The sequence below is a fragment of the Rhodococcus sp. T2V genome (assembly GCF_029269925.1).
Taxonomy (GTDB): domain Bacteria; phylum Actinomycetota; class Actinomycetes; order Mycobacteriales; family Mycobacteriaceae; genus Rhodococcus_F; species Rhodococcus_F koreensis.
On the sequence record NZ_JARJBD010000002.1, the window covers coordinates 173068 to 194866 of the forward strand.

The following is a 21799-nucleotide window of genomic DNA, read 5'->3' on the forward strand; positions in this document are numbered from 1 at the left end:
GACCGTACCGTTGCAACTACGTTGCGTACTGCTGATCGAACAGATCGATCCTCGACTTGACCTGGGAATACAACGGGGACCGCGGATCGAGGCCCGCGAGGTACGCCTCCCACGCGGCGACGTCCTCACGGCCGTGGACGGACGTGGTCCACTTGGCGAGCAAGCGCTGATCACCCTCCCGCAGCAACGCCGCCTGGACGCGGGCACGCAGTTCGCCGCGCAGGTCCTCGACGCCGGGCGCCTCCGACCCGGGAAGGACCGGACCCGAGTAGACGTCGAGGGCGGCGGCCAGCTCACCGCGGTCCAGGGCCCCACGCACCTGCCGGACGTCCGACGTCAATTCGGTGAGCAGCCGGTACGGCCTCGAACCGAGGTTCACCGGACCGAAAACCTTGCGCAGGCGCGACATCTCGGCACGAATGGTGACGGCGTCGAGTTCGTTCTCGTCGAGCAGCACCGCGAGCCGGTCGGAGCTCAGGCCCTCCGGATGCTCCGCCAGGAGCAGCAGGATCTCCGCGTGGCGTTGCGAGAGCGGGATACGTTCGGCCCCGCGCACCAGAGTCGGTCGTCCCGACCCCAGCACCTCCAACCGCAGCACCGTCTCGACCAGCGGCTGCGGTGAGCGCAGCAGGTGCAGGCGCAGTTCCGCCTCGGCGGCCGCGACGGTGGCCCGGATCAGCGACAGCACCTCGGGTACCGCCACCCGCGGGCCGCCGGTGATGTCGATGGCGCCGACGATCAGCCCCGTCGCCGGGTCGTGGACGGGCGCCGCCGAACAACTCCAGTCGTGCACCGACCTGCTGAAATGCTCCGCTCCGAAGATCTGCACGCAGTGGTCGAGCGCCAGCGCGGTGCCCGGGGCATTGGTGCCGACGGTGTCCTCGCTCCAGTCGGCGCCCTCGACGAAGTTCATCTCCAGTGCGCGGTCCTTGGCGGACGAATCGCCCTCGACCCACAGCAACTGGCCCTTCTCGTCGGTGATGGCCACGAGCAGTCCGGTGTCGGCGGCATCCTCGACGAGGAGTTTGCGGACCACGGGCCGGATGATCGACATCGGGTGCGACGCCCGGTACGCGGCGAGATCCGCTGCCGCCAGATCGACCGCGCGGGCGGACCCGTCCGGGCTCACGCCCTTGCTCGTGCTGCGCATCCACGAATCGAGGATGACGGACCGCACCGAATTTCCGTCGCCTGCCTGGTCTCGGCCTGCGGGGGCGTGACGCTCGACGAACAACTGATGCGCCGACGACACCCTGCGCGCCAGCATCGCGACGTCGTCTCCCGGGCGCACGGCGACCCACGGATTGCCCCCTGTGGGCGGTTGACTGTGCATCGAACTCCTCCACGGCGTCTCTGCCTACTGTAACCCGGGTCACACGGCGCCGGGTTCCGCCCTCCGTCACTCCCTCAGGAAGGTACTGACCCGCTCCGCGACCATGACCGCGGTGGCGTGCGGCCCACGGCTCGGGACCACCGGGAACACCGAGGTGTCCGCGATGGTCAGACCGTCCATGCCGCGGACGTTGCACCGCTCGTCCACCACCGCGCCCGCGTCTGTGTGTCCGCCCATCCGGCAACTGCCGCACAGGTGCAGAGACGTCCCCAGGTGCGCGAGCACCGAACGGTCGGACACCTCCTCGGACAGCGGCCGGACCAGCGGGCCGAGTTCCGGCGAACGCAGCAGGTCCAGTGCGATGGCCTGCCCCTCACGCAGCGCCCGGCGGTCGGCGGCCGATTGCGCATACCGGTACTCGATCCGGGGACGGTCCCGGCGGTGCCTCGAGGTGAGCCGGATGTCGCCCCGGCTCTCCGTCACCATGAGCCCGATTCCGAGGATCGGGTCGGGTTGCCCGGATCCGGGGACGAGCACGTCGAACGGCGCCGTGTACGGACGGATCTCGAGGTCGTCGACGTTCAGTACCGTTTCGACGACCGGACTCGTGTCACTGCGACGGAGGGTGCCGCGGACACGATACGGCAGAGCGACTTCGGGGTGATCGCTGAAATCGGTGCCGACACCGGGCACGTCGAGGACGACGTCGATGCCGTTGCCCCTCAGATGTTCTGCCGGACCAATTCCCGAAAGCATCAGCAGCACCGGGGTTTCGACGGGTCCCGCCGCCAGCACGACCCGGCCGGTGCGGACCGTGCGGCGGGTGCCGCCCGACTCGACCTCGACCCCCACCGTCTCGTTACCGGAGAACAGAATTCGCACGACGTCGGAGTCCGCTTCGACCGTCAGGTTGGGCCGCTCCGACGCCGGCAGCAGATACGCGAGAGCGGTGCTGACCCGGCGGCCACCGTCGACGTTGAGCGGCACCGGGCCGATCCCGCCGCCGCCTGCTCCGTTCTTGTCGGGTTCCTCGGAATGTCCCGTGCCGAGGGCCGCGGCGCGGAACGCCGCGCTGATCTCGCTCAGCTGTTCCGCGGGCTGCCTGCGCACCGGAATCGGACCGGCGGTGCCGTGCCGGGAGTCGTCGAAGTCGGCGTCGCGCTCGAGTGCCCGGAAGGCGGGCAGCACGTTCTCGTACGACCACGACGCGGGCCAGTGCCGGAAGTCCGCTTCCGTCCCGCGGACGAAGTAGGCGCCGTTGACGGCGCCCGACCCGCCGAGAACGCGGCCGCGCACCATGGCCGAGGGCACGCTCGGCGCCAACTCCACGCCGTACGTCTGCGCGTATGCGCTGCCCGGGCCGACCGGCAGCGTCCGGTAGTCGAGGACGGGACAGTCGAGGGCCGACCGGTAACCGGGTCCGGACTCGAGGAGGAGGACCGATCGTCCCGGATCCTCGCTGAGCCGCGCGGCCACCACGCATCCACTCGAACCGCCGCCGACGACCACGACGTCGGCGGCGCGAACCGGATCGGTCACTACGACTTCAACCGGGGTTTCAATGCGTCGAAGTCGCGGGCGGCGACGGCGCCCTTCCAGAGCCCGGCACCGTACGCGATGTCGTCGAGCCGCTTGAACACCGTGTGCCGCACCGGTCCCAGCCCTCCGGGCTCCCGGTGGGTGATCCAGTCGGCGACCCCCTCGGCGACGGCGATCGCGAGCGCGATCCGGCGAATCCGTTTCGAGAGCACTACCGCCAGCAGCGTGACGGGCCAGTAGTGGCGGCACATCGCGGACGCCAGCTGCCAGGCGCCACCGGCGAAGCCCTGGGCGGCGAGGATGGCGGCGATGCGGGTCGGCTGATCGAGTCCCGTGAACATGCGGCGCAGGCGCACCAGCATCATCGCCAGCGTGGCGACGGCCCCTAGCAGACCCAGCCGGGTGCAGGTGGCCGCGGCGATGCACGCGAAGAACGTCCACGGCGACATCGACAGCGGTGGGACCATGCCCGAATGCCTCGCCGCCAGGGGCGCCGCACCGGTGCCGTAGAACAGCTTGCGGTCGAACCACTTTCCGAACGTCACGCGATGGTCGTGCGCGACGTGGGCCACGGGCTCGTACCGCAGTCGCCAGCCGGACTCCTGGAGTCGCCAGCACAGGTCGACGTCCTCCGCCACGTGCATGGACTCGTCGAAGCCGCCGAACTCGTCGAGCACCTCACGCCGGGCGATCATCGCGGCGCTCGGGACGTACGATACCGGGCCGCCGGACTGGACCGCGGACTCCTTCCGTCCGAGGTCGAGGGAGGATCGGGCGTGCTCGTACCGCGCGAGCGTGCTGGCCTCGGGTTCGAGCGCGACGATCCTCGGGGCGACCAGCGCGACCGCGGGATCGCTGAAGTGGCCGAGCATGACCTCGATCCACCCGGTGCGCGGCAGGACGTCGGAGTCGAGGAACGCCACGAACGGAGTTGCGGCGTAACGCAGACCGGTGTTGCGGGCCGCGGCAGGCCCCTTGGCCGTCTCGTGGCGCAGCACGGTGACGCGGCCGCCGCACCCGTTCCGCAGCGCGGGGGCGACGATCGGGACGTCGGAGCCGTCGTCGACGACGACCACCTCGAGTCCGCGGAGCGCGGCCAGCACCCGGTGCAGCCCGGACGCGTTGTTCTTCACCGGAATGACGACGGTGACGTCCTGCGGGGACGGCGTGCTCATGGGGCGCGGGTTGGCGACCCCCGAGTCGAGGAGGCGGCGTGCGACGACGGCGGACTGCGGATCGACGACCTCGAGGTAGCCGTCTCCGATCATGGCCGCCGCGGTGGGCGCCAGCTTCAGCATCCGGGTCGGCGAACCGCCGATGAGCACTCGGCCTCCGGAATATGCGCGTACCTTGGGGTCGATTCGGATCCCGAATCCATCGGGAAGTCGAGCTTGGCGCATCAGTCGATCGTATGCGGATCGGACAGCGCCGGCAGGGCATGCCGGAAATCAGCCGCAAGGATGTGCCGAAAATCCGCCCTCGGCAACTCGAGGGCGCCCGTGCGGGTCATTGGAGCCTCCCATCGGCGCCCGGTTCGCACCGGAGCCGTCCATCGGGGCCCGGTTCCCACCGGGCCAGTGCCTTGGTGACTGTGTGGACGAGCACGCCGAAGATCTGCGCCCCCTCCGCGGCCGTTGCGCCCGTCGGGTCACCGAGCACCCCATTGGCCGACACGGCGACCATACCGCCTTCACGCAGTCTTGGCATCAACCTCGCGACAGGTTCCGTGTTACCGGGCTCGGCCCTGGACAACCTCACTCGACCAGGTGAAAGGTGTAGCAACAAGGACGTTTCCGTACGCCCGGCATGGGCGTCGGCGCCGGGGACCGCGCACGGCACCCAGGCCACGTCGCGGGCCTCGTATCGAAGCAAGGCGACAGCCTTGACCAATGCGGGTCCGTTTCCTCCGTGCCCGTTGACGAACAGCACGCGGTCCGCCCACCGGCACGCGGACCTGCCGTATTCGACCAGCACGGTCTCGAGGGCCTCCGCCCCCAGCGAGACGGTCCCGGGAAACCCCTCGTGCTCACCGCTCGCGCCGTACGCGATCGGGGGTGCGACGAGCACGTGCGGCAGCGCGCGGGACACGGCGTCGGCGATGGTGGTGTCGGTGTCGAGCGGCAGATGCGGTCCGTGCTGTTCGAGGGAGCCGACGGGCACCACGACCGTCGACACGTGGGACACGAGGTCGGGCCACACCGCGTCGTCGAGGTGTCCGGAATGGGGCATCCTCCGATGCTAGGCGACCGCGGATTCGACCCGGGCCGTGACTGCCTGCGTCAGAGCGCGAGCGCGACCCGCTCCCCCTCGATGACGGCGGAATGCGCGCGCCGCGGAGCCAGGGCGTCGCCGATGCGATGGACCTCGATCCCGCTGTCGGCCAGTTGTTTCCAGAGCTCGTCCTCCGGTTGCTGGTGCGCGGACGACACCACCCAGTCGACGGTGAGCCGGCGGGACGCGCCGGTCGGGTGGTGCAGGAGCGTGACCGCGATCCGGCCCCCGCCGGCGACGTCGCACCCGGTCGGCACCACGTCCGTCACCTGGGTGATGCCCTTGCCGTGCGCCCGCCGGTTCCACCCCTCGAGGTCCAGTGTGATCCCGAGATCCTGGCCGACGATCATCCCCGGCGTGCAGATCGTGACGGCACACCCGGCGTCGGCGACGAATTCGGCGACGGACGTGCCCTGATGGAATCCCAGTTCGTCGACCACCAGCACCATCCCGGACGGATGCGCGCGGCCCTCCAGCACGTCCCGCACATCCACCACCCGGTCCGACGCACCCGCCCAGCGCGGACGGCGCGGACGCGCCCCGGTGGCGAGCACGACCACGTCGGGACGTCCCTGCGCGAGCGCCTCGGCGGTCGCCTCGGTGCCGGTCCGCACGTCCACGCCGCGCCGGACGCATTCCGCTTCCAGGTCGACGACGAGGTCGAGGACCTCGCGGCGCCCAGGGACGACGGCGGCCGTCCGGACCTGACCACCGAGGACGGTGTTGCGTTCGAACAGCGTCACGTGATGCCCCCGCTGCGCGGCGGTGGCGGCGGCCTTCAGCCCGGCAGGTCCGCCGCCGACCACCACAACCCGCCTGCCGCGGACGGTGGGTTCGGGCAGCAGAATCGATTCCCTGCCCGCACGCGGGTTCACGACGCAGCCGAGCCACCGGCCCAGCCCCATACGTCCGATGCATTCCTGATTGCACGCCAGGCACGATCGGATGGTGTCCTCTTCACCGGCCAGTGCCTTCGCCGCGAAGTCCGGGTCCGCGATCTGGCCGCGCACCACCCCGATCAGGTCGCAGTGCCCCTCGTCGAGAGCCCGGTCGGCCTGATGCGGATCCGAGAACCGGCCGACACCGACCACCGGAAGTCCGACCCGCCGCCGGACGGCATTCGGGACGAACAGCGCGTACCCGCGGGGGACGGCCATGGACGCCTCGATCATGTGCAGCGTCTCGGTGGCCATCCCGATGGACGTGTTGAGGTAGTCGACGCGCCCGTTCGCCTCCAGCAGGGCGGCCACCTCCACCGCCTCGTCGAGGTGTACGCCACCGTCGAACAGGTCCTCCCCCGCGAGCCTCACCCCGAGTGCGCGGTCCGGGCCGATCGCCGATCGCACCGCTTCGACGACCTCGAGGAGGAACCGCGCACGGTTCTCCAACGACCCTCCGTAGCGGTCCGTGCGCTGGTTCGTGGCGGGGGCGAGGAAACTGCGCACCAGCGACGAGTGCGAGCACTGCAGTTCGATGCCGTCGAATCCGCCTCGGACACAGTGCTCGGCGACGCGCGCGTACCCGTCGACGAGGGCCCGGATCTCGCGCTGATCGACCGCCTTGGGGACTTCGCGGAACAGTGGGTCGGGGACGGCGCTCGGCGCCCACAGTGGCCGCCGCGAATACATGCTCGATCCCTGGCCGCCGTTGTGGTTGACCTGAGCGAGGATCGGGACTCCGTGTGCGTGGACCGCGTCGGTGATCCGCCGGTATCCCGGGACGACCTCCGGCCGGTAGCCGGCGATCACCTTCTCGTACGGCCAGTCACCCGGATGGGTGGCGTGCTCTTCAGAGATGATCAGGCCCGCACCGCCCTTCGCGCGCGCCGCATAGTAGGCGGCGTGCTGGGCGGTGGGGCGACCGTCGACGGCGTATCCCGTGAGGTGCGCCGAGAAGACCACCCGATTGCGCAGCGTCAGCGGTCCCAGGCGCAACGGGATGAACAGGTGGCGGTACGCGGAGGTGCTCACACCTTGGTGTTGCCCATGTCGACGGCGACCTGACTGCCCGTGACCCGCTTCGAACCGTCACCGGCCAGCCACAGCACGGCGTCGGTGATGTCGTCGGTGTCGGCCAGCGGGTGTTCGGTGAGGATGGTGCCGAAGCTCGACAGGTAGTGCGGGTGCTTCTCGAGAATCACGAGGCTGCCCGGGTCGGTGCCCATCGGGGTCTTCACCCCGTACGGGTGAACGGAGTTGACGCGAATGTCGTACTCGCCCAGTTCCTTGGCCGCGGTCTGGGTGAGTCCCACGAGCCCGAACTTGGAGGCGGCGTAATTGGCCTGCCCCGGGAGCGGTTTGATCCCGGCGACGGAGCTGATCACGATGATCGATCCCCCGCGGCCACCCTCGATCAGTGCCGGGACCGCAGCCTTCAGCGTCTTCCAGGCGCCGGTGAGATTGACGTCGATCAGCGTCTCCCACTGCTCGTCGGGCATCTCCCAGAAGCGGTTCCAGTTGCAGATCCCGGCGTTCGCGATCACGATGTCGAGACGGCCGAACTGTTCGACTCCCCGGTCCACGACAGCCTTCAGTTGCGCACTGTCCCGCACATCCGCCTGTTCGGCGAGGATCTTGCCGCCCTCGGATTCCACGAGCCGCACCGTCTCGGCGAGGTCGTCCGCCGTTGCCGGCTCGTACGTGTTGTACTGCGACACCGGCCCGCAGATGTCGACGGCGATGATCGCCGCACCTTCGCGCGCCAACCGCACCGCATGCGTTCGCCCCTGACCACGGGCAGCCCCGGTGATGAACGCGACCTTGTCGTCGAACTGTCCCATGAAATGTCCTATCTCTCGGTGACGAGGGTGAACGAATGGTGATCGAACTCGGACCGCCGGTGGGCGGTCGCGGTCAGCGCCTCGGTGCGGCCCTCGCGGACCGCCTCGAGCAGGGTGCGGGGAGCCACGCAGTCGCCGGCCCGCACCGTGTCCGGGCGGGTCGAGCCGAGCGTGTCCTCGGGGAGACCATGCGAGCAGTCGATCAGCACGGTGCACGGCACTACCGACTCTTCGGCGGTGTACCGGTTGCGCAACCGCATTCCGTCGCCGTCGATCGACACGATGCGGCTGTCGAGGTGACGCGTCACCCCGGCCCGTTGCAGGCGGGTGTTGGCGTCGGCGAGGTCGCCGGTCATGCCGAGTCGCGAGCCGGCCACGGAATCCTGGGTCACGATGCTCACATCGCGTCCCCGCGCCGCGAGCCATTCGGCGACCGCCACACCGACGGGTCCGCCGACCGGGTCGAAGACGACGTGGGGCCCCTCCGCAGGCACGTCACCGTCCCGCAGATCGGCGGCGCCGAAACACCGGACACGTCCCCCGACGGGGAATGGCAGCGGCCGGGGCGTGCTGCCGGTCGCGAGGATCACCGTCACACCGTCTCGTTCCGCTGCGTCGAGTTCGGCTTCGGAAACCGTGGTACCGAGACGGAATTCGACTCCGAGACCGCGGCATTCGTTCTCCAGCCAGTCGGTCAGCGCCCGGAGGTGCGGCGCCCCGACCGCGGCCCGCACGATCCCGCCGAGCCGAGCCGACGCCTCCGCCACGGCGACCCGGTGACCCCGCAGCGCAAGCACCCGCGCCGCCTCGAGACCGGCCGGGCCACCACCGACCACCAGTGCCGTGCCGGCGACCACAGCGGCGTCCTCGGTGGGATCGACGGTCTCGTGCCCGGCCGTCGGATTTCCGACGCACGTGACGACCGGGTTGCGGGGGTCGAGGACCTGGCACGTCTGATTGCACAGGACGCACGGCCGCGGCACCGCACCGCGGCGGATCTTGACGACGAGATCGGGATCGGCGATCTGGGCACGCGTCATCTCGACGACGTCGGCGACTCCGTTTTCGAGCGCCCGCCGGGCATCGGCCGGATCGACGACGCTGCCCTGGAGAACGACCGGGACCGCGCCGGCGACCGCCGTGCGGATGCCGCGGCAGAGTTCGGTGTTGAACGCGGGTGGCCGGTGGAAGTCGGGGCGGTAGGCGTTCGGCGACAGCGGCCCGCCCCGGACCACCACGAGCAGATCGAGTGCGCCGGCCAGGGCCCGTGCGTGTCCGGCGGCGATCGACGGCGTGATCCCCGCCCAGGACGTCTCCTCGTCGCAACTGAGGCGCAGCGACAGAACCCGGCCTGGTCCCAGCTCTTCGCGGACGGCGGTGAGGACCTCGCGCATGAGCCGGAGCGGGTCGGTGCCGTACTCGTCTTCGCGCACGTTGGTGAGGTCCGAAAGGAACTGTCGCAGGAGCGCTCTCGGCCCGGCGTCGAGTTCGATCCCGTCCGCGTCCGCCGCGACTGCCGCGGCGGCCCCGGCCCGGAAGCCCTCGACGAGACTGTCGATCTCCACCTGCTCCATCTGCATCGGCATCTCGCGGGAGACCACGTCGGCGATCCCCGACGGTCCCCACAGCACCGACTGCGAATAGGCGCTCGACCCCTGCAGACCGGCGTGCCCCAACCCGGCCAGCACCAGTGTGCCGTGCGGGCGGCAGGCCTCGACCACGTCCCGCCACCCGGCGACACAGTCGGACGCCAGCGGAGCCCGCTCGTACGGCCAGTCGGAAGCATGGACCGACGCCACCTCGGTGACGACGATCCCCGCGCCGCCCCGCGCCCGGCGCTCGTAGTACGCGACGTGACGCTGCGACAGCGTTCTTCCCGCACCGAGATTGGTGGGGTGCGGACCCAGAAGCACCCTGGACCGGGCGTGGCGTCCGGCCAGGGTGATCGGGTCTGTCAGTTGCGCAGACATCTACGCCGTTCGTGGTTCAGGATTCGGCGCCGAGTACGCGAGCGAATCCGGGCGGGATCACGACGTCGGACGGGGTGAGGTCGTGGATGTTCGAGTGGCCCAGCCCGAGCAGCGCCGAATCGATACCGCCGCGCAGGACGTCGAGGACGTTCTCGACGCCGGCCTGACCGTTCGCCGAGAGGCCCCACAGGTACGCGCGGCCGATCATCACCGCCCGCGCGCCGAGCGCGACGGCCTTCACGACGTCGCTACCGCGGCGGATACCGCCGTCGAGGAGCACCTCCACCTGATCGCCCACGGCCTCCGCGATGGCGGGCAGCGCGCGGATCGGCGCCGGGGTGCCGTCGAGGTTGTTGCCACCGTGATTCGACACGGAGATCGCGGTGACGCCGGCATCGACGGCCCGCTTGGCGTCGTCGACCCGCATGACGCCCTTGAGCATGAACGGCCCGCCCCACTGCTCACGCAGCCATGCGATGTCGTCCCACGTCGGCAGCGGCGTCTGCATCCACTCGCCGTAGGCGCCGAAGAACGTCGGCGGTTCCTGACCGGGCTGCGCCAGGTTCGGGGTGGTCAGATCCGGGATCTTGCGGGTCTTCGCGAACTCGTACAACCACTTCGGCCGGGTGATTCCCTCCGGCGCGAACTGCAGCATCGCCTTGAGGTCCATCTTCTCGGGGATGGCCGGGCTACCCCAGTCACGACCGTACGAGAACGACCAGTCGGTGGTGATGATCAGTCCGGTCGCCCCGGCGGCGCGGGCACGTTCCATCCGCTGGATCAGCACCTCCCGGCTGCCGACCCAGTACATCTGGAAGAACGTCTGAGGATTGGCGGCCGTAACTTCCTCGACCGACTTGCTCGCGAACGAACTCAGACCGATCGCCGTGCCCCGTGCCGCCGCTGCACGAGCGACCGCGACCTCGCCGTCGGGATGCACCGCCTGCACACCGGTCGGGGAGATGATGACGGGCAGCGAAATCGACTGTCCCATCACGGTCGTGGACAGCTCACGCTTGTCGGACAGCCCCACCACGTGCGGAGCGAACCCCAGTTCACCGAACGCCGCGATGTTGTCGTCGACCGTCACACCCCGCTCGGAACCGGCGATGAGCGCCGCGTACACCGACTTCGGCAGACGCTTCTTCGCGCGTCGCTGAGCCTCGGCCACCGTCTCGAAGAACGGATTCTTACCCATGGAAATACCTCTCGTACCCGGCAGACGTCGTTACGTCTGGTCCATGCCCGCAAGCGGGTTCTCGTCACAAATCTTTGCCGGCGGACGCACCATCAGCGTCAACGGAACCGGCGCCCGCGGAGTCCGGCGCTGGCCGGTGCGGGAGTGGTCGACACTGGATTTCGGGATCTCCCCCGCGGCAGCCAACGCCAGTTCGCCGTTGCCGATCACACATTCGGGGTCCGGGCCGTCCATCGGCAGGCCGGTGAAGAACTTCGCGGCCATGCACCCGCCGCGGCAGGAGTCGTAATGGTTGCACTTACTGCACGCACCGCCGGTCTGCGGGGACCGCAGTTCCTGGAATAGCTCCGACGTCTGCCACACCTGCTGGAAACCGCCGTCCGCCACGATGTTTCCGGCGAGGAACTGGTCGTGGATCGCGAACGGGCACGCGTAGACGTCGCCGATCGGGTCGATCAGGCACACCACCCGTCCGGCGCCGCACAGGTTCAGGCCGGGCAACGCGTCACCGTAGGCGGACAGGTGAAAGAACGAGTCACCGGTGAGCACGCCCTCGCCGTTGGCGACCAGCCAGTTGTACAGCTCCCGCTGCTGCGCCTGCGTCGGATGCAGTTCGTCCCACACGTCCGCGCCGCGTCCCGACGGTCGCAGCCGGGTGATGCGCAGGGTGGCGCCGTACTTGTCGGCCAGGGCCTTGAAGTCGTCGAGCTGGGACACATTGTGCCGGGTGACCACCACGGAGATCTTGGCGTCCTTGAATCCGGCCTCGGACAGATTCTCGAGCGCCCGCACCGCCATCGCGAACGAACCCGGACCTCGGACGGCGTCGTTGACCTCGGCCGTCGCACCGTCGAGGGAGATCTGCACGTCGACGTAGTCGCTGGCCGCGAGCCGGGCGGCGACCTTCTTGTCGATCTTCACCCCGTTCGTGGAGAACTTCACCCCGACCTGGTGGGCGGTCGCGTAGTCGACCAGCTCCCAGAAGTCCGAACGAACCGTCGGCTCACCGCCACCGATGTTCACGTAGAACACCTGCATGCGCTGCAGTTCGTCGATGATCGACTTGCACTGCTCGGTGCTCAGCTCCCGCGGGTCACGCCGGCCCGACGAGGACAGACAGTGCACACACGACAGGTTGCACGCGTAGGTCAACTCCCAGGTCAGGCAGATCGGGGCGTCGAGACCGAGTTCGAACTGGTCGACGAGGCGGCCGACCGGAGCGACGGGGGTTGTCACCGCGGAAGGCCTTTCGAGCATGGAGGTCATGGGCTGTGTCCTCTGGTACGGGGTGAAGAGAGCTGGTCAGGCGGGGACGATCATGTGCGACTCGGCCAACGTGCCGAGCGCTCGCGCGTACTGCGCGGCCGTGTCGTCCCCGATACCCTGCGCCCGCAGTGCGGACCGGGCGTCGGCGTGTGAGGGAAGCGATTCGACCACCGCGACGATCGTGCGGTTCTTCAGGAACGACAGTTTGCGCGTCCCGAAGTGGTAGAGCAGCGCCCCGAAAGGTTCGGGACGCAGCGCCACCTGCGGATGAAGCTTCCAGCCCACATCGAGATCGATACCGGCGTTGCCGGTCACTGAAGCAGATGCTGGAGCGGACATGATCAGTACACGCCGCACATGCCGTCGATCGAGACCTCTTCCACCAGGGATTCCTCGACCAAGTCGTTTTCCAGCACGTTGTTGTCGCGATCCGACATGATTTCCTCCTACTGTTCGGTGATACGGCGCGAGCCGGAGGGATGTTCCCCGCCATAGGCGACCATTCCTGTGACTCGCCTCACCACTGTAATGGCATCGAGTGCAGAATGACAGCTCGGGAGGGTACGAAAGTTGAGAAGTCGTCGAAAACCATCCAGTCGGATAGGGCGACGCCCGTCCACGACGCAGGATCGGATCAGCACCGTCGGGATCGAGTTGTTCACGGAACAGGGGTTCGACGCCACCAGCGTCGACGAAGTCGCCGAAGCGTCCGGCATCGCCCGCCGCACCCTGTTCCGCTACTTCCCGTCCAAGAACGCGATCCCGTGGGGCGACTTCGACGCCCACCTTGCCGAAATGCGCGCCCAACTCGCCGCGCAACCCGGCGACATCCCGATCGTCGACGGACTCACCGCAGCACTCCTGCAGTTCAACGCGTTTCCCGAGAGCGAGGAAGTCAACCACCGCAAACGCATGGGGCTGATCCTGCGCGTGCCCGCGCTGCAGGCGTATTCGGTGGTGATGTACGAAGGGTGGCGCAACGTCATCGCCGAGTACGTCGCGAGCCGGCTCGGAGTCTCACCGACCGACCACGTACCACGGACCGTCGGCTATCTTCTACTCGGCGTTGCGATGTCGGCGTACGAGCAGTGGCTCGACGACGATTCGCTCGAACTGAACGAACTACTCGCCAGCGGCATGCAATCGCTCTACGATGGGCTGAGTTCCCTCGGCGAGCCCGACACCCGGACCTGACCCACTCCCGCCATCACCTCTCGGCAAGGTTGCTTCGAATGACTTCCACTCTCGACACGCCCGCGTTCGACTCTCTCGCTCCGTGCGAACCCGGGCTGTGGTCACACGGTCACGTCACGGTCGAGCGGGTCGCGGACGGGCCGCTCACCCTCACCCGAGACGGCGACCGGTTGCGGGTCACGCACGCCCTCACACCCGAGGATCTGAGCGAGCGACTCGTCGCCTCGGTCACCGTGTCCATCGAGGACGCCGACTTCGGTCAGGGCGAGTTCGAATCGACCATGGTCGGACTGGTGCGCTCCACCGTCGACGGCGCACTCGACGCGTGGACCGTCTACTACCGCAACTCTCTCAGCGAGCTGCTCGACGGCACCGCCGACTTCGCACCGATCCACGAGAAGGCGGAACAACTGGTCCGCGGTTCCGTCCTCGACCTCGGGTCGTGCTTCGGCTTCCTCCCGTTGCGACTCGCCCGCGCCGGGCGGTCCGTCACGGCAACCGACATCCTCCCCGGCACCATGACCCTCCTCGACGCCGTGGCACCGGAACTCGGACTCGAACTGCACACTCTCGTGTGCGACGCCGCGCACGTGCCGGTCCCCGACGACAGCGCAGACACCGTCACCGCCATCCACCTCCTCGAGCATGTCGACGAAAACATCGGGGCCGCAGTGATATCCGAGGCCCTCCGCGTCGCCCGCGAACGGGTTGTCGTCGCCGTCCCCTACGAGGACGAGGCAACGGCCTGCCACGGACACATCCGCACATTCGACACCCCGTCGCTCACCGAACTCGGCGAATCGACGGGACGCCCGTTCGAGGTGTTCGAGCACCACGGCGGCTGGCTCGTCGTCGACTGCTGACCTCCTCATGATGCTCGCAGGTGCGCGGGCGCCGGCAGCCGCGGCGCTGCCGAGCGGTAGTGGTGCCCGGTCGGTGTGCCGAGGTCGATGAGGTGGGTGCGGTCAGGTCTGTGTACCGGGCGGGCGGTCCAGCCGTCGCTCTCCTTCGCGTAGTTGCAGGCCTCGCACAGTCCGGACCCGTTGTCCGCGCTGGTGGCACCCGACTTGCCGTGCGAGCGGATGTGGTCGTGATGGCGGATCGGGGCATCACACCAGGGTGTGCGGCACGTTTGATCCCGCAGGTCGATCAGCTTTCGCAGGCTCCTCGGGAACGTGCGCGATTGGGATTCCATCGCCGTCAGCGCCCCCGACTGCGGGCAGGCGTACACCCGCCGCAACGACGTCCCGGTATCTCCATCGAGGGCGTCCGCCACCAGCTGCCGCGCGATCCCCGCCGGCACCGGCCCGAATCCCTGCAGCTGCGCCGCCTCGTGCCCGCCGGCGAGGAGTGTTTCGTCCGAGAGCACCAGGTTCACCGCCACCGGAACACCCGACCCCACGTCGGCTCCGGTGCCGCGTGCGAACAACAGATCCACCATCAGCTGATTGCGGGTGCGGCCACCGCTCTCGCCGGTCGCGATGAGACTGTCGGCATCGCGCCCCAGCGTGGCCTGCACACACACGGCCTGCTCGACCGGCATCAACACGCTGAGATAGGCCATCGAATCCGGCGCGGGGCGTGTCGTGACCCGTCGTTCGGACACCGCCTTACGATGCCGCCGGACGACCGCGGCGGCGTCGAGTTCCACCGCCAGGGCCTTCGCCTTCGCGACCAACCCGCGGTCGCCGACCCCGTCGAGAACATCCGGGTCCGAACACAACTGGCGATCCACGGTCGCCCGATCGGCCGCCGACAAGCATGCCGTCTCCCGCACCAACAACGTCGCACGCCATTCATTCAGCCGGCCGGTCTGCAACATGGCAAGGGTGTGCGGCATTTCGTGCACCAGAGCCTGCGCGAAACCCAGATGCCGACCGCCGCGGTTCGGGGACTCCCTGCGCGCCAACGCAATCTGCGACGCGATACCACGGTCCCACTCGGACTGCGGAAGTCGCCGAGCCCTACGGTCGGCACGGATACTCGTCGCGACATCGTCGGTGACCACCGCCTGCACCGCGCACCCCACCGACTTCAACGACTCCACCGCGTCGATCCACTCGATCCCCAACCCGGCATCGCCACTCGCAGAAACCACACGAAGCCGCGCCGTGAACGCCCGCAACTCCTCCAGATCCGGTGCCACCACATCCCCCACGACCAGCCCTCCCCCGAGGTTGTTCGAAACTTTGTTCGAATCTTAGCTGCTCGGGCATTTCAGATCAACCACCTTCCGGTGTTTGCTACGAATTCGTGAGGTCGCGCCGACGGAACAGCACCACTCCGACCGCACCCACCACGACGGTGATCACCGCGAGCCAGATCAGCGGAGCTGCTGTGACTTCCGCGCCGGGCAGTGCGGGGACGTGGGTGAACGGCGACAGGTCGCGGACCGTCTGCGGAAGCCCGAGCAGCGATCCGAGGAATCCGAAGATCAGGCAGATCGCGAGCACGCCCCAGGACAGCCCGGCCGACCAGGCGGGCACTCCGCCGAACGCCAGCACCGCCAATGCCGCGACCACCCCGATCGCCGGCACGAAGACGAGGGCGGCCCCCGTGAGGCTCACGACCTTTCCCGGCACGTCTTCGGTCACGAGACCGTACGCGAGGCCGGTCGCCGCCCCGGTCAGTGCCTGCAGGACGACGATGCCCACCGTGACCAGTCCGACGTGCGCCAGCATCCACCGTGGACGCGAGACCGCCGTCGCCAGAACGGGTTCGAGTCGCCCCGCCACCTCCTCACCGCGCATTCGGAGCAGCGCCTGCACCGCGTAGCCGGCCACCGCGATCGCCATCATGCCGAAGATGGCGGCGAAGTAGGCGTCGACCATGTCGGTGGTGCCGCCACCGAGTTGTTCCATCATGTCGGCGACCTGCTGACCCTCCCCGAGGAAGTCGTCGATCTGGTCGGCGATTGCGCCGTACACCACGGCGAGGACGGCGATCCCGAATGCCCACCAGAACAGGATCGTCCGTTGGATCCGCCACGCCGATCCGACGGCCGTCAGCAGTGAACGGGACGCGCGGGCAGGGCCGGGGCGGGTCGGCACGAGACCGGAGCCGACGTCCCTGCGTTCGGTGAGGGCGAAGCCGACGGAACCGACGACCAGCGCGAAAACGGCGGGCAACGCCAGCACCCACCACGCGTTGTCGTCGTAGGGGCGGACCTGCTCGGCCCAGCCGATCGGCGACAGCCACGTCAGCCAGCCACTGACGACCCGGGTGCCGTCTTCCGTCACCGTGCCCGTCATGTCGCCGACGGCCCGCAACAGGAATGCGATGCCCAGGGCGGCCCCGGCCAGTCCGTTGGCGGTGCGGGCACTGTCCGTCACCTGCGCGGTCACCGCGGCGATCGCCGCGAACGCGATCCCGGCACCCGCGACGGCCGCGCCGAGCGCCACCGACCCGTCCAGTGGCAGCCCCGCCGCCACCAGCACCACCACGTTGAGCAGCGCGAGTGCCAGGTTGGCACCGACCGCGACGACCAGCGCGGCGGTGAGCAGCGCTTTCCTGCCCACGACGGCCGCCTCGACGAGTTCGGCGCGGCCGGTCTCCTCGTTCTGACGGGTGTGCCGCACCACCAGCAGGGTGGTCATCAGGCAGGCCGCCAGCGACATCGGCATGACGATCTGACAGGCGAGCACGGCGCCGGCGCTGTACCCCGACACGAGACCGTTGGTGGCCAGCGCGACCGGCGACGCCGCGGTGGCCATCGCGAAACTGCGCAGGTCGGGTTCCGTGGGATACAGGCCGAGCACACTGGACGCCGAGAATGCTTGCAGTGCGGCGAGAGCGAGCAACCATACCGGCAGTTGGATGCGGTCGCGGCGCAGGGCCAGCCGCACGAGCCGTGGGGTTCCCGCGTACTGGCCGCGCCCGGTGGTCTCCGGCGCCGTCACCGCGCTCATCGCGTCCGTGTCCCGGATTCGGCCCGCCGGTGGTTCTCGCCCTCGCGGGCCAGTTCGTCGCCGTAGTGCCGCAGGAACAGCTCTTCCAATGTCGGGGGCGTCGAGGTGAGCGACGCAACCCCGAACGACAGCAGGTGGCGCAGCACGCCCTCGATCTCACTGGTGTCCACCTCGCATCGAGTGTGCAGGCCGTCGACCCGCACGTCGTGCACGCCCTCGACGGAGTCCAGTCCGGTCACCGGTTGCTGTGTCTCGGCGGTGATCGACGTGCGCGTGAGGTGCCGCAGTTCCGCGAGCGTGCCGGTCTCCACGGTGCGGCCCTCGCGGATGATGCTCACCCGGTCGCACAGCGCCTCGACCTCGGCGAGGATGTGACTCGACAGCAGGACGGTCTTCCCCGCGTCCGACATCTCCTCGACGCAATCCTGGAACACCGACTCCATCAGCGGATCCAGCCCCGACGTCGGTTCGTCGAGCACGTACAGTTCGACGTCCGACGCGAACGCAGCCACCAGTGCGACCTTCTGCCGGTTGCCCTTCGAGTACGTCCGCGCCTTCTTCGTCGGATCGAGTTCGAACCGCTCGAGCAGTTCCGCGCGCCGGGACTCGTCGAGGCCGCCGCGCAATCCGGCGAGGAGGTCGATGGCCTCGCCGCCGGTGAGGTTGGGCCACAGGTTCACGTCTCCGGGCACGTAGGCGAGCCGCCGGTGCAGCGACACCGAGTCGTGCCACGGGTCGCCGCCCAGGAGGGTGGCGGTCCCCGAGTCGGCACGCAGCAGGCCGAGCAGTACCCGGATGGTCGTCGACTTGCCGGACCCGTTGGGCCCGAGGAATCCGTGCACCTCCCCCGTTCCCACCTCGAGGTCGAGGCCGTCGAGTGCGCGGGTCGGACCGAACGTCTTGACGAGATTCTCCACCGAGATCGCAGCCATGGTGGGGACGCTACGCCGGTTCGCGGGTGGTCACGACGGGTTTCCGCGGTCGCGGCCGCGGCGGTGCCGGATCAGATCAGGCCGAGCTTGCCCGCCTCGTAGACGGCCTCGGCGCGCCGGCCGACATCGAGTTTGCGCATGATGTTGCTGACGTGGAATTTCACCGTCGTAGCCGAGATAAACAGCCGCTCCCCGATTTTCGCGTTCGACAACCCCTTGGCGAGGAGTTGCAGGACCTCGAGTTCGCGCTCGGTGAGCCCTTCGCGCGGGGTCGTCTGACCGTTGAGCGAGCGGATCACCGCGGAGGCGCTGCGGGAGTCGAAGGCGCTCTCGCCGCGGGACACGGCGCGGATGGCGCGCACCAGTTCGGTGGTGTCGACGTCCTTGACGACGTATCCGCGGGCGCCGGCGTGGATGGCGCGGACGACGAGTTGTTCGTCGAGGAACGTCGTGAGCACGAGCAACCCCATCGTGCCGTCCGCGGCGGACAGCTGCGCGCACAGTGCCAGCCCCTCGTAGTCGGAGGCCGCCGACAGTTTCAGGTCCATCAGCACGACGTCCGGCGCGACGTCACCGACGACGGCCAGTGCCTCCTGGCTGGACGAGGCCTCGCCGACCACCTCGAGATCCGGTTCCCGTTCGAGGACGGAGCGCAGACCCTGGCGGAGGATCGCGTGGTCGTCGACGAGCACGAGCTTCACCACCGACGTGGGGCGGGCGGACCCGGTTTGGTCACGCACCGAGGTTCGTAGGGTCATCGGTCCACCTCACTGTCGGAATGTAACGGAATGCGGGCAGCCACCCGGACTCCGCCGATCCTGGCCCGCGCCACCTCGAGCGTGCCGCCCAGCTCCGCTGCCCGGGCCTGCATGTTCGCCAACCCGCGGTGGTGCCCGTCGAGGTCGTTGTTCGCGGCCATCCGCAGCATCAGGCGCATCCGCTTCGGGTCTCCGTTCCCGTCGTCGGCCACGGAGAGCAGCACCGAATCGCGCGCGTATGTCAGCCGCAGGACGGCGCGCGTCGCGTTGGCATGGACGGCCGCGTTGAACAGCGCCTCGCCGGCGATCCGCAGCAGCGCGTGTTCCCGTTCGCTGGACAGCTCGGCGGGTGTGCCGCCGACGCGGACGGTGACCGCGAGTTCGTCGGGCATGTGCACCACCCCGAGTTGTTCGAGCATCTCGGGCAGCGACGTCCGGTCGGAACCGCCGGAGTGATTGAGCGCGTAGATGGCCGAACGCAACTGCTCCACCGCGCGACGCGTCAATTCCTTTGCGAGATCGAGCCTCTCGCTGCGCTCCTCGTCCGGGACACCGCTCCGGCACACCTCGATCTGCATGCCCGCCGACAGCACCGCCTGGGTGACGCTGTCGTGGAGTTCGCGGGCGATCCGGTGCCGTTCCTCGTCCAGCACCTGGTGCCGGTGGGCCGCCCCGAGTTGCCGCTGGGTGGCTTCGAGTTCGGCATTGCGCACCGCGAGGTCGGAGGCGGTTCGGCGGGCCTCCGAGTACGCGTGCTCGGCCCGTTCGAGCAGCAGCTGGCCCCGCTGGTACAGCGCCGAATTCTGCAGTGCCACGGCGGTCTGACTCGCCAGGATGCTGAGAACTGCGCCGTCGGTGGTGTCGAGTGTGCGGTGCTCGGCCGTCCAGGCTGCGAACGCACCCACGACGCCACCCTCGAGGACGATCGGCACGAAGGCATGGTGCGTGTCGATGACGGGAGCGCCCCCGGTGCGTGCGGACCGGATGTCGGCCAGACACGTCACCACCTCGTCCGGCAGCGGTGGGCCCTCGACGTTGTCGACGAGGAACGGCGTCGCGTCCGGCCCCAGTACCAGCCGGCGCGGGCCTGCGTCGGGCAGCATGCCGTCGGCGAGGGCAAACGCCACCCATTGCGCGTCCAGGTGCGCCCGGGCCGCCTCGGCGACCGCGCAGATGAGCGTCTCGGGGCCCTCCACCGTGCGGACGAGGGCGCGCGAGATGAGTTCCAGTGCATGGACGACACGTTCGAGACGTTCCGCTGCGCCGCGATATTGAGGGTAGAACGTCGGCTTGCCGGACCGCAGTCCGGTAAGCGTCGACAGGTCCGGGGCGTTCATGCGCTCACAGCGCAGTCCGGAACAGCGCCACCATTTGCTCGTGGGTGGCCGTGCGCGGGTTGGTGGACATGCACGCGTCGCGGAGCGCGAACTCGGCCAGCCGGGACAGGTCAGTTTCGCGAACACCCAACTGTCCCAGACCTTTCGGAACCCCCACCTCGCGGGCGAGGCGTTCGACCCGGTCCGCCACGGCGAGAGCGGCCTCCTCGGGTGTTCCGCGGCGTTCCTCGAGACCGAGGGCGGCGGCGATGGCGACGAACGGGGCGGCGTCGTCGCTGGCGTTGAACCGGATGACGTGCGGGAGAAGGATGCCGTTGATGACTCCGTGCGGCAGGTCGAGCAGGCCCCCGACCTGATGGCTCATCGCGTGCGCGGCACCGAGGATGGCGTTGGTGAACGCGAGGCCGGCCTCCAGGCTCGCCTGCGCCATGACGGCCCGGGACTCCATCTCCATCGGCTCCTCGATGGTGCGGACGAGAGTGTCGGTGACCAGCCCGACCGCGCGGAGCGCATGGTGGTCGGTGAGCGGGTTGTGGGCCAGCGACACGAACGCCTCGATGCCGTGGGTGAGGGCGTCGAGTCCGGTCGCGGCATTGAGCCATTCCGGCATGGTGGTGAGCAGCCGGGGGTCGATCACGGTCACGTCCGGAACGAGCGCGCGGCCGATGATGGTGATCTTGGTGCCCCGCCTCGTGTCGGTGACGATGCAGAATTGCGACACGTCGGCGCCCGTGCCCGACGTGGACGGCACCATCACCAGCGGCGGGATCGGACTGGTCGCCTGGTCCACGCCCTCGTAGTCGAGGATGTTTCCCCCGTTCGCGGCGAGCACCGCGATGCCCTTCGTCGCGTCGATGACCGAGCCGCCGCCCAGGGCGATGAGAACGTCGCATTCGCCCTCGCGGTACGCGTCGTGCCCGGCCGCGATCTCGTGGTCCTTGGGGTTGGGTGTCAGCGCACTCCACACGACGGGGGTGAGGCCCTGTTCGCGGAGCTGACCCTCGAGTTCCGACGCCCACCCCGCTTCGATCAGACCCGGATCGGTGACCAGCATCGGCCGTGCCCCGCCGAGGCGGAGGACCGCATGCGCGGCCTCGACCATCGACCCGATACCGAACACGATCTCGGGTGCGTGGAATTTCACCAGCCTGCCGGGGGCGGCGGTGCGGGTGGACGGATAGGACACGGACAAGTCGACACTCCTCCCGACACCTGCGTGCATGTGATCCAGATTACAAGACCTTGGCCTCGACCCTACGGCCCGGGAGAGGGCTTCACACCCGCCGAAGGACAGGCACGGCACCTACCCGATCG

The 21799-nt window shown here is 69.1% G+C and carries 19 protein-coding genes; 2 read left to right on the forward strand and 17 right to left on the reverse strand.

The genetic code is table 11. The annotated features are described in order from the left end of the window. Positions 1-16: 16 nt before the first annotated feature. The 11 genes from P3H15_RS02945 to mftA form a co-directional block, all read right to left on the reverse strand. The gene (locus P3H15_RS02945; protein WP_276135862.1) at positions 17-1333 is read right to left on the reverse strand and encodes a helix-turn-helix domain-containing protein; all 1317 of its coding nucleotides are present in this window, start codon (positions 1331-1333) and stop codon (positions 17-19) included. Positions 1334-1399: 66 nt separating this feature from the next. Beyond that, positions 1400-2872 (reverse strand): mycofactocin system GMC family oxidoreductase MftG, encoded by a 1473-nt coding sequence (mftG, locus tag P3H15_RS02950; RefSeq protein WP_276135863.1) that lies wholly within the window; start codon positions 2870-2872, stop codon positions 1400-1402. Next, on the reverse strand, positions 2872-4272 hold the full coding sequence (gene mftF, locus P3H15_RS02955; RefSeq protein WP_276135864.1) for a mycofactocin biosynthesis glycosyltransferase MftF: 1401 nt from the start codon (positions 4270-4272) through the stop codon (positions 2872-2874). The genes mftG and mftF overlap by 1 nt, the downstream gene beginning before the upstream one ends. A gap of 106 nt (positions 4273-4378) precedes the next feature. Continuing rightward, entirely contained in the window at positions 4379-5101 is a 723-nt protein-coding gene (gene mftE, locus P3H15_RS02960) for a mycofactocin biosynthesis peptidyl-dipeptidase MftE (protein WP_276135865.1), read from the reverse strand. Positions 5102-5151: 50 nt separating this feature from the next. Continuing rightward, positions 5152-7113 carry a mycofactocin system FadH/OYE family oxidoreductase 2 gene (locus P3H15_RS02965; protein WP_276135866.1) on the reverse strand — a complete coding sequence of 654 codons (1962 nt, stop codon included), beginning with the start codon at positions 7111-7113 and terminating at the stop codon, positions 5152-5154. Beyond that, a complete protein-coding gene (locus P3H15_RS02970; protein ID WP_276135867.1) occupies positions 7110-7922 on the reverse strand; it encodes a mycofactocin-coupled SDR family oxidoreductase in 813 nt (270 codons plus the stop codon). The genes P3H15_RS02965 and P3H15_RS02970 overlap by 4 nt, the downstream gene beginning before the upstream one ends. A gap of 8 nt (positions 7923-7930) precedes the next feature. Beyond that, positions 7931-9892 carry a mycofactocin system FadH/OYE family oxidoreductase 1 gene (locus tag P3H15_RS02975; RefSeq protein ID WP_276135868.1) on the reverse strand — a complete coding sequence of 654 codons (1962 nt, stop codon included), beginning with the start codon at positions 9890-9892 and terminating at the stop codon, positions 7931-7933. Between the two features lie 16 nt (positions 9893-9908). Then, a complete protein-coding gene (mftD, locus tag P3H15_RS02980; RefSeq protein WP_276135869.1) occupies positions 9909-11090 on the reverse strand; it encodes a pre-mycofactocin synthase MftD in 1182 nt (393 codons plus the stop codon). A 30-nt stretch (positions 11091-11120) separates the two neighbouring features. After that, entirely contained in the window at positions 11121-12356 is a 1236-nt protein-coding gene (gene mftC, locus P3H15_RS02985; RefSeq protein ID WP_276135870.1) for a mycofactocin radical SAM maturase, read from the reverse strand. Positions 12357-12392: 36 nt separating this feature from the next. Next, positions 12393-12695 (reverse strand): mycofactocin biosynthesis chaperone MftB, encoded by a 303-nt coding sequence (mftB, locus tag P3H15_RS02990; protein WP_276135871.1) that lies wholly within the window; start codon positions 12693-12695, stop codon positions 12393-12395. Between the two features lie 2 nt (positions 12696-12697). After that, positions 12698-12793: a mycofactocin precursor MftA gene (mftA, locus tag P3H15_RS02995; RefSeq protein ID WP_005573048.1), complete on the reverse strand. Its 96-nt coding sequence runs from the start codon at positions 12791-12793 to the stop codon at positions 12698-12700. Positions 12794-12926: 133 nt separating this feature from the next. Between mftA and mftR the strand changes: the two genes are divergently transcribed. Both mftR and mftM read left to right on the forward strand, forming a co-directional pair. Further along, a complete protein-coding gene (gene mftR, locus P3H15_RS03000; RefSeq protein ID WP_072945581.1) occupies positions 12927-13550 on the forward strand; it encodes a mycofactocin system transcriptional regulator in 624 nt (207 codons plus the stop codon). A gap of 38 nt (positions 13551-13588) precedes the next feature. Beyond that, a complete protein-coding gene (gene mftM / locus P3H15_RS03005; RefSeq protein WP_276135872.1) occupies positions 13589-14413 on the forward strand; it encodes a mycofactocin oligosaccharide methyltransferase MftM in 825 nt (274 codons plus the stop codon). A gap of 5 nt (positions 14414-14418) precedes the next feature. Here mftM and P3H15_RS03010 read toward each other — a convergent pair whose 3' ends face one another. The 6 genes from P3H15_RS03010 to P3H15_RS03035 all read right to left on the reverse strand — a co-directional run bounded on the left by P3H15_RS03010 (position 14419) and on the right by P3H15_RS03035 (position 21677). After that, on the reverse strand, positions 14419-15708 hold the full coding sequence (locus tag P3H15_RS03010; protein ID WP_276135873.1) for an HNH endonuclease signature motif containing protein: 1290 nt from the start codon (positions 15706-15708) through the stop codon (positions 14419-14421). 85 nt (positions 15709-15793) lie between these two features. Continuing rightward, positions 15794-17458 carry an ABC transporter permease gene (locus tag P3H15_RS03015; RefSeq protein WP_276135874.1) on the reverse strand — a complete coding sequence of 555 codons (1665 nt, stop codon included), beginning with the start codon at positions 17456-17458 and terminating at the stop codon, positions 15794-15796. Next, positions 17455-18390, reverse strand: coding sequence for an ABC transporter ATP-binding protein (locus tag P3H15_RS03020; RefSeq protein ID WP_276135875.1), 936 nt, complete (start codon positions 18388-18390; stop codon positions 17455-17457). Before P3H15_RS03020 ends, P3H15_RS03015 begins: the two co-directional genes overlap by 4 nt. Before the next feature lie 71 nt (positions 18391-18461). Beyond that, entirely contained in the window at positions 18462-19148 is a 687-nt protein-coding gene (locus tag P3H15_RS03025) for a response regulator transcription factor (protein ID WP_276135876.1), read from the reverse strand. Next, positions 19145-20485 (reverse strand): GAF domain-containing sensor histidine kinase, encoded by a 1341-nt coding sequence (locus P3H15_RS03030; RefSeq protein ID WP_276135877.1) that lies wholly within the window; start codon positions 20483-20485, stop codon positions 19145-19147. The genes P3H15_RS03025 and P3H15_RS03030 overlap by 4 nt, the downstream gene beginning before the upstream one ends. Positions 20486-20489: 4 nt before the next feature. Next, entirely contained in the window at positions 20490-21677 is a 1188-nt protein-coding gene (locus P3H15_RS03035) for an iron-containing alcohol dehydrogenase (protein WP_346348743.1), read from the reverse strand. Positions 21678-21799: the final 122 nt, after the last annotated feature.

What these genes read in the sequence shown, in the direction of transcription:
- P3H15_RS02945 (WP_276135862.1), bottom strand. Translation starts at nt 1,333, where the DNA reads ATGCACAGTCAACCGCCCACAGGGGGCAATCCGTGGGTCGCCGTGCGC.
- mftF (WP_276135864.1), bottom strand. Translation starts at nt 4,272, where the DNA reads ATGCGCCAAGCTCGACTTCCCGATGGATTCGGGATCCGAATCGACCCC.
- mftE (WP_276135865.1), bottom strand. Translation starts at nt 5,101, where the DNA reads ATGCCCCATTCCGGACACCTCGACGACGCGGTGTGGCCCGACCTCGTG.
- P3H15_RS02970 (WP_276135867.1), bottom strand. Translation starts at nt 7,922, where the DNA reads ATGGGACAGTTCGACGACAAGGTCGCGTTCATCACCGGGGCTGCCCGT.
- P3H15_RS02975 (WP_276135868.1), bottom strand. Translation starts at nt 9,892, where the DNA reads ATGTCTGCGCAACTGACAGACCCGATCACCCTGGCCGGACGCCACGCC.
- mftD (WP_276135869.1), bottom strand. Translation starts at nt 11,090, where the DNA reads ATGGGTAAGAATCCGTTCTTCGAGACGGTGGCCGAGGCTCAGCGACGC.
- mftC (WP_276135870.1), bottom strand. Translation starts at nt 12,356, where the DNA reads ATGACCTCCATGCTCGAAAGGCCTTCCGCGGTGACAACCCCCGTCGCT.
- mftB (WP_276135871.1), bottom strand. Translation starts at nt 12,695, where the DNA reads ATGTCCGCTCCAGCATCTGCTTCAGTGACCGGCAACGCCGGTATCGAT.
- mftA (WP_005573048.1), bottom strand. Translation starts at nt 12,793, where the DNA reads ATGTCGGATCGCGACAACAACGTGCTGGAAAACGACTTGGTCGAGGAA.
- mftM (WP_276135872.1), top strand. Translation starts at nt 13,589, where the DNA reads ATGACTTCCACTCTCGACACGCCCGCGTTCGACTCTCTCGCTCCGTGC.
- P3H15_RS03015 (WP_276135874.1), bottom strand. Translation starts at nt 17,458, where the DNA reads ATGAGCGCGGTGACGGCGCCGGAGACCACCGGGCGCGGCCAGTACGCG.
- P3H15_RS03020 (WP_276135875.1), bottom strand. Translation starts at nt 18,390, where the DNA reads ATGGCTGCGATCTCGGTGGAGAATCTCGTCAAGACGTTCGGTCCGACC.
- P3H15_RS03025 (WP_276135876.1), bottom strand. Translation starts at nt 19,148, where the DNA reads ATGACCCTACGAACCTCGGTGCGTGACCAAACCGGGTCCGCCCGCCCC.
- P3H15_RS03030 (WP_276135877.1), bottom strand. Translation starts at nt 20,485, where the DNA reads ATGAACGCCCCGGACCTGTCGACGCTTACCGGACTGCGGTCCGGCAAG.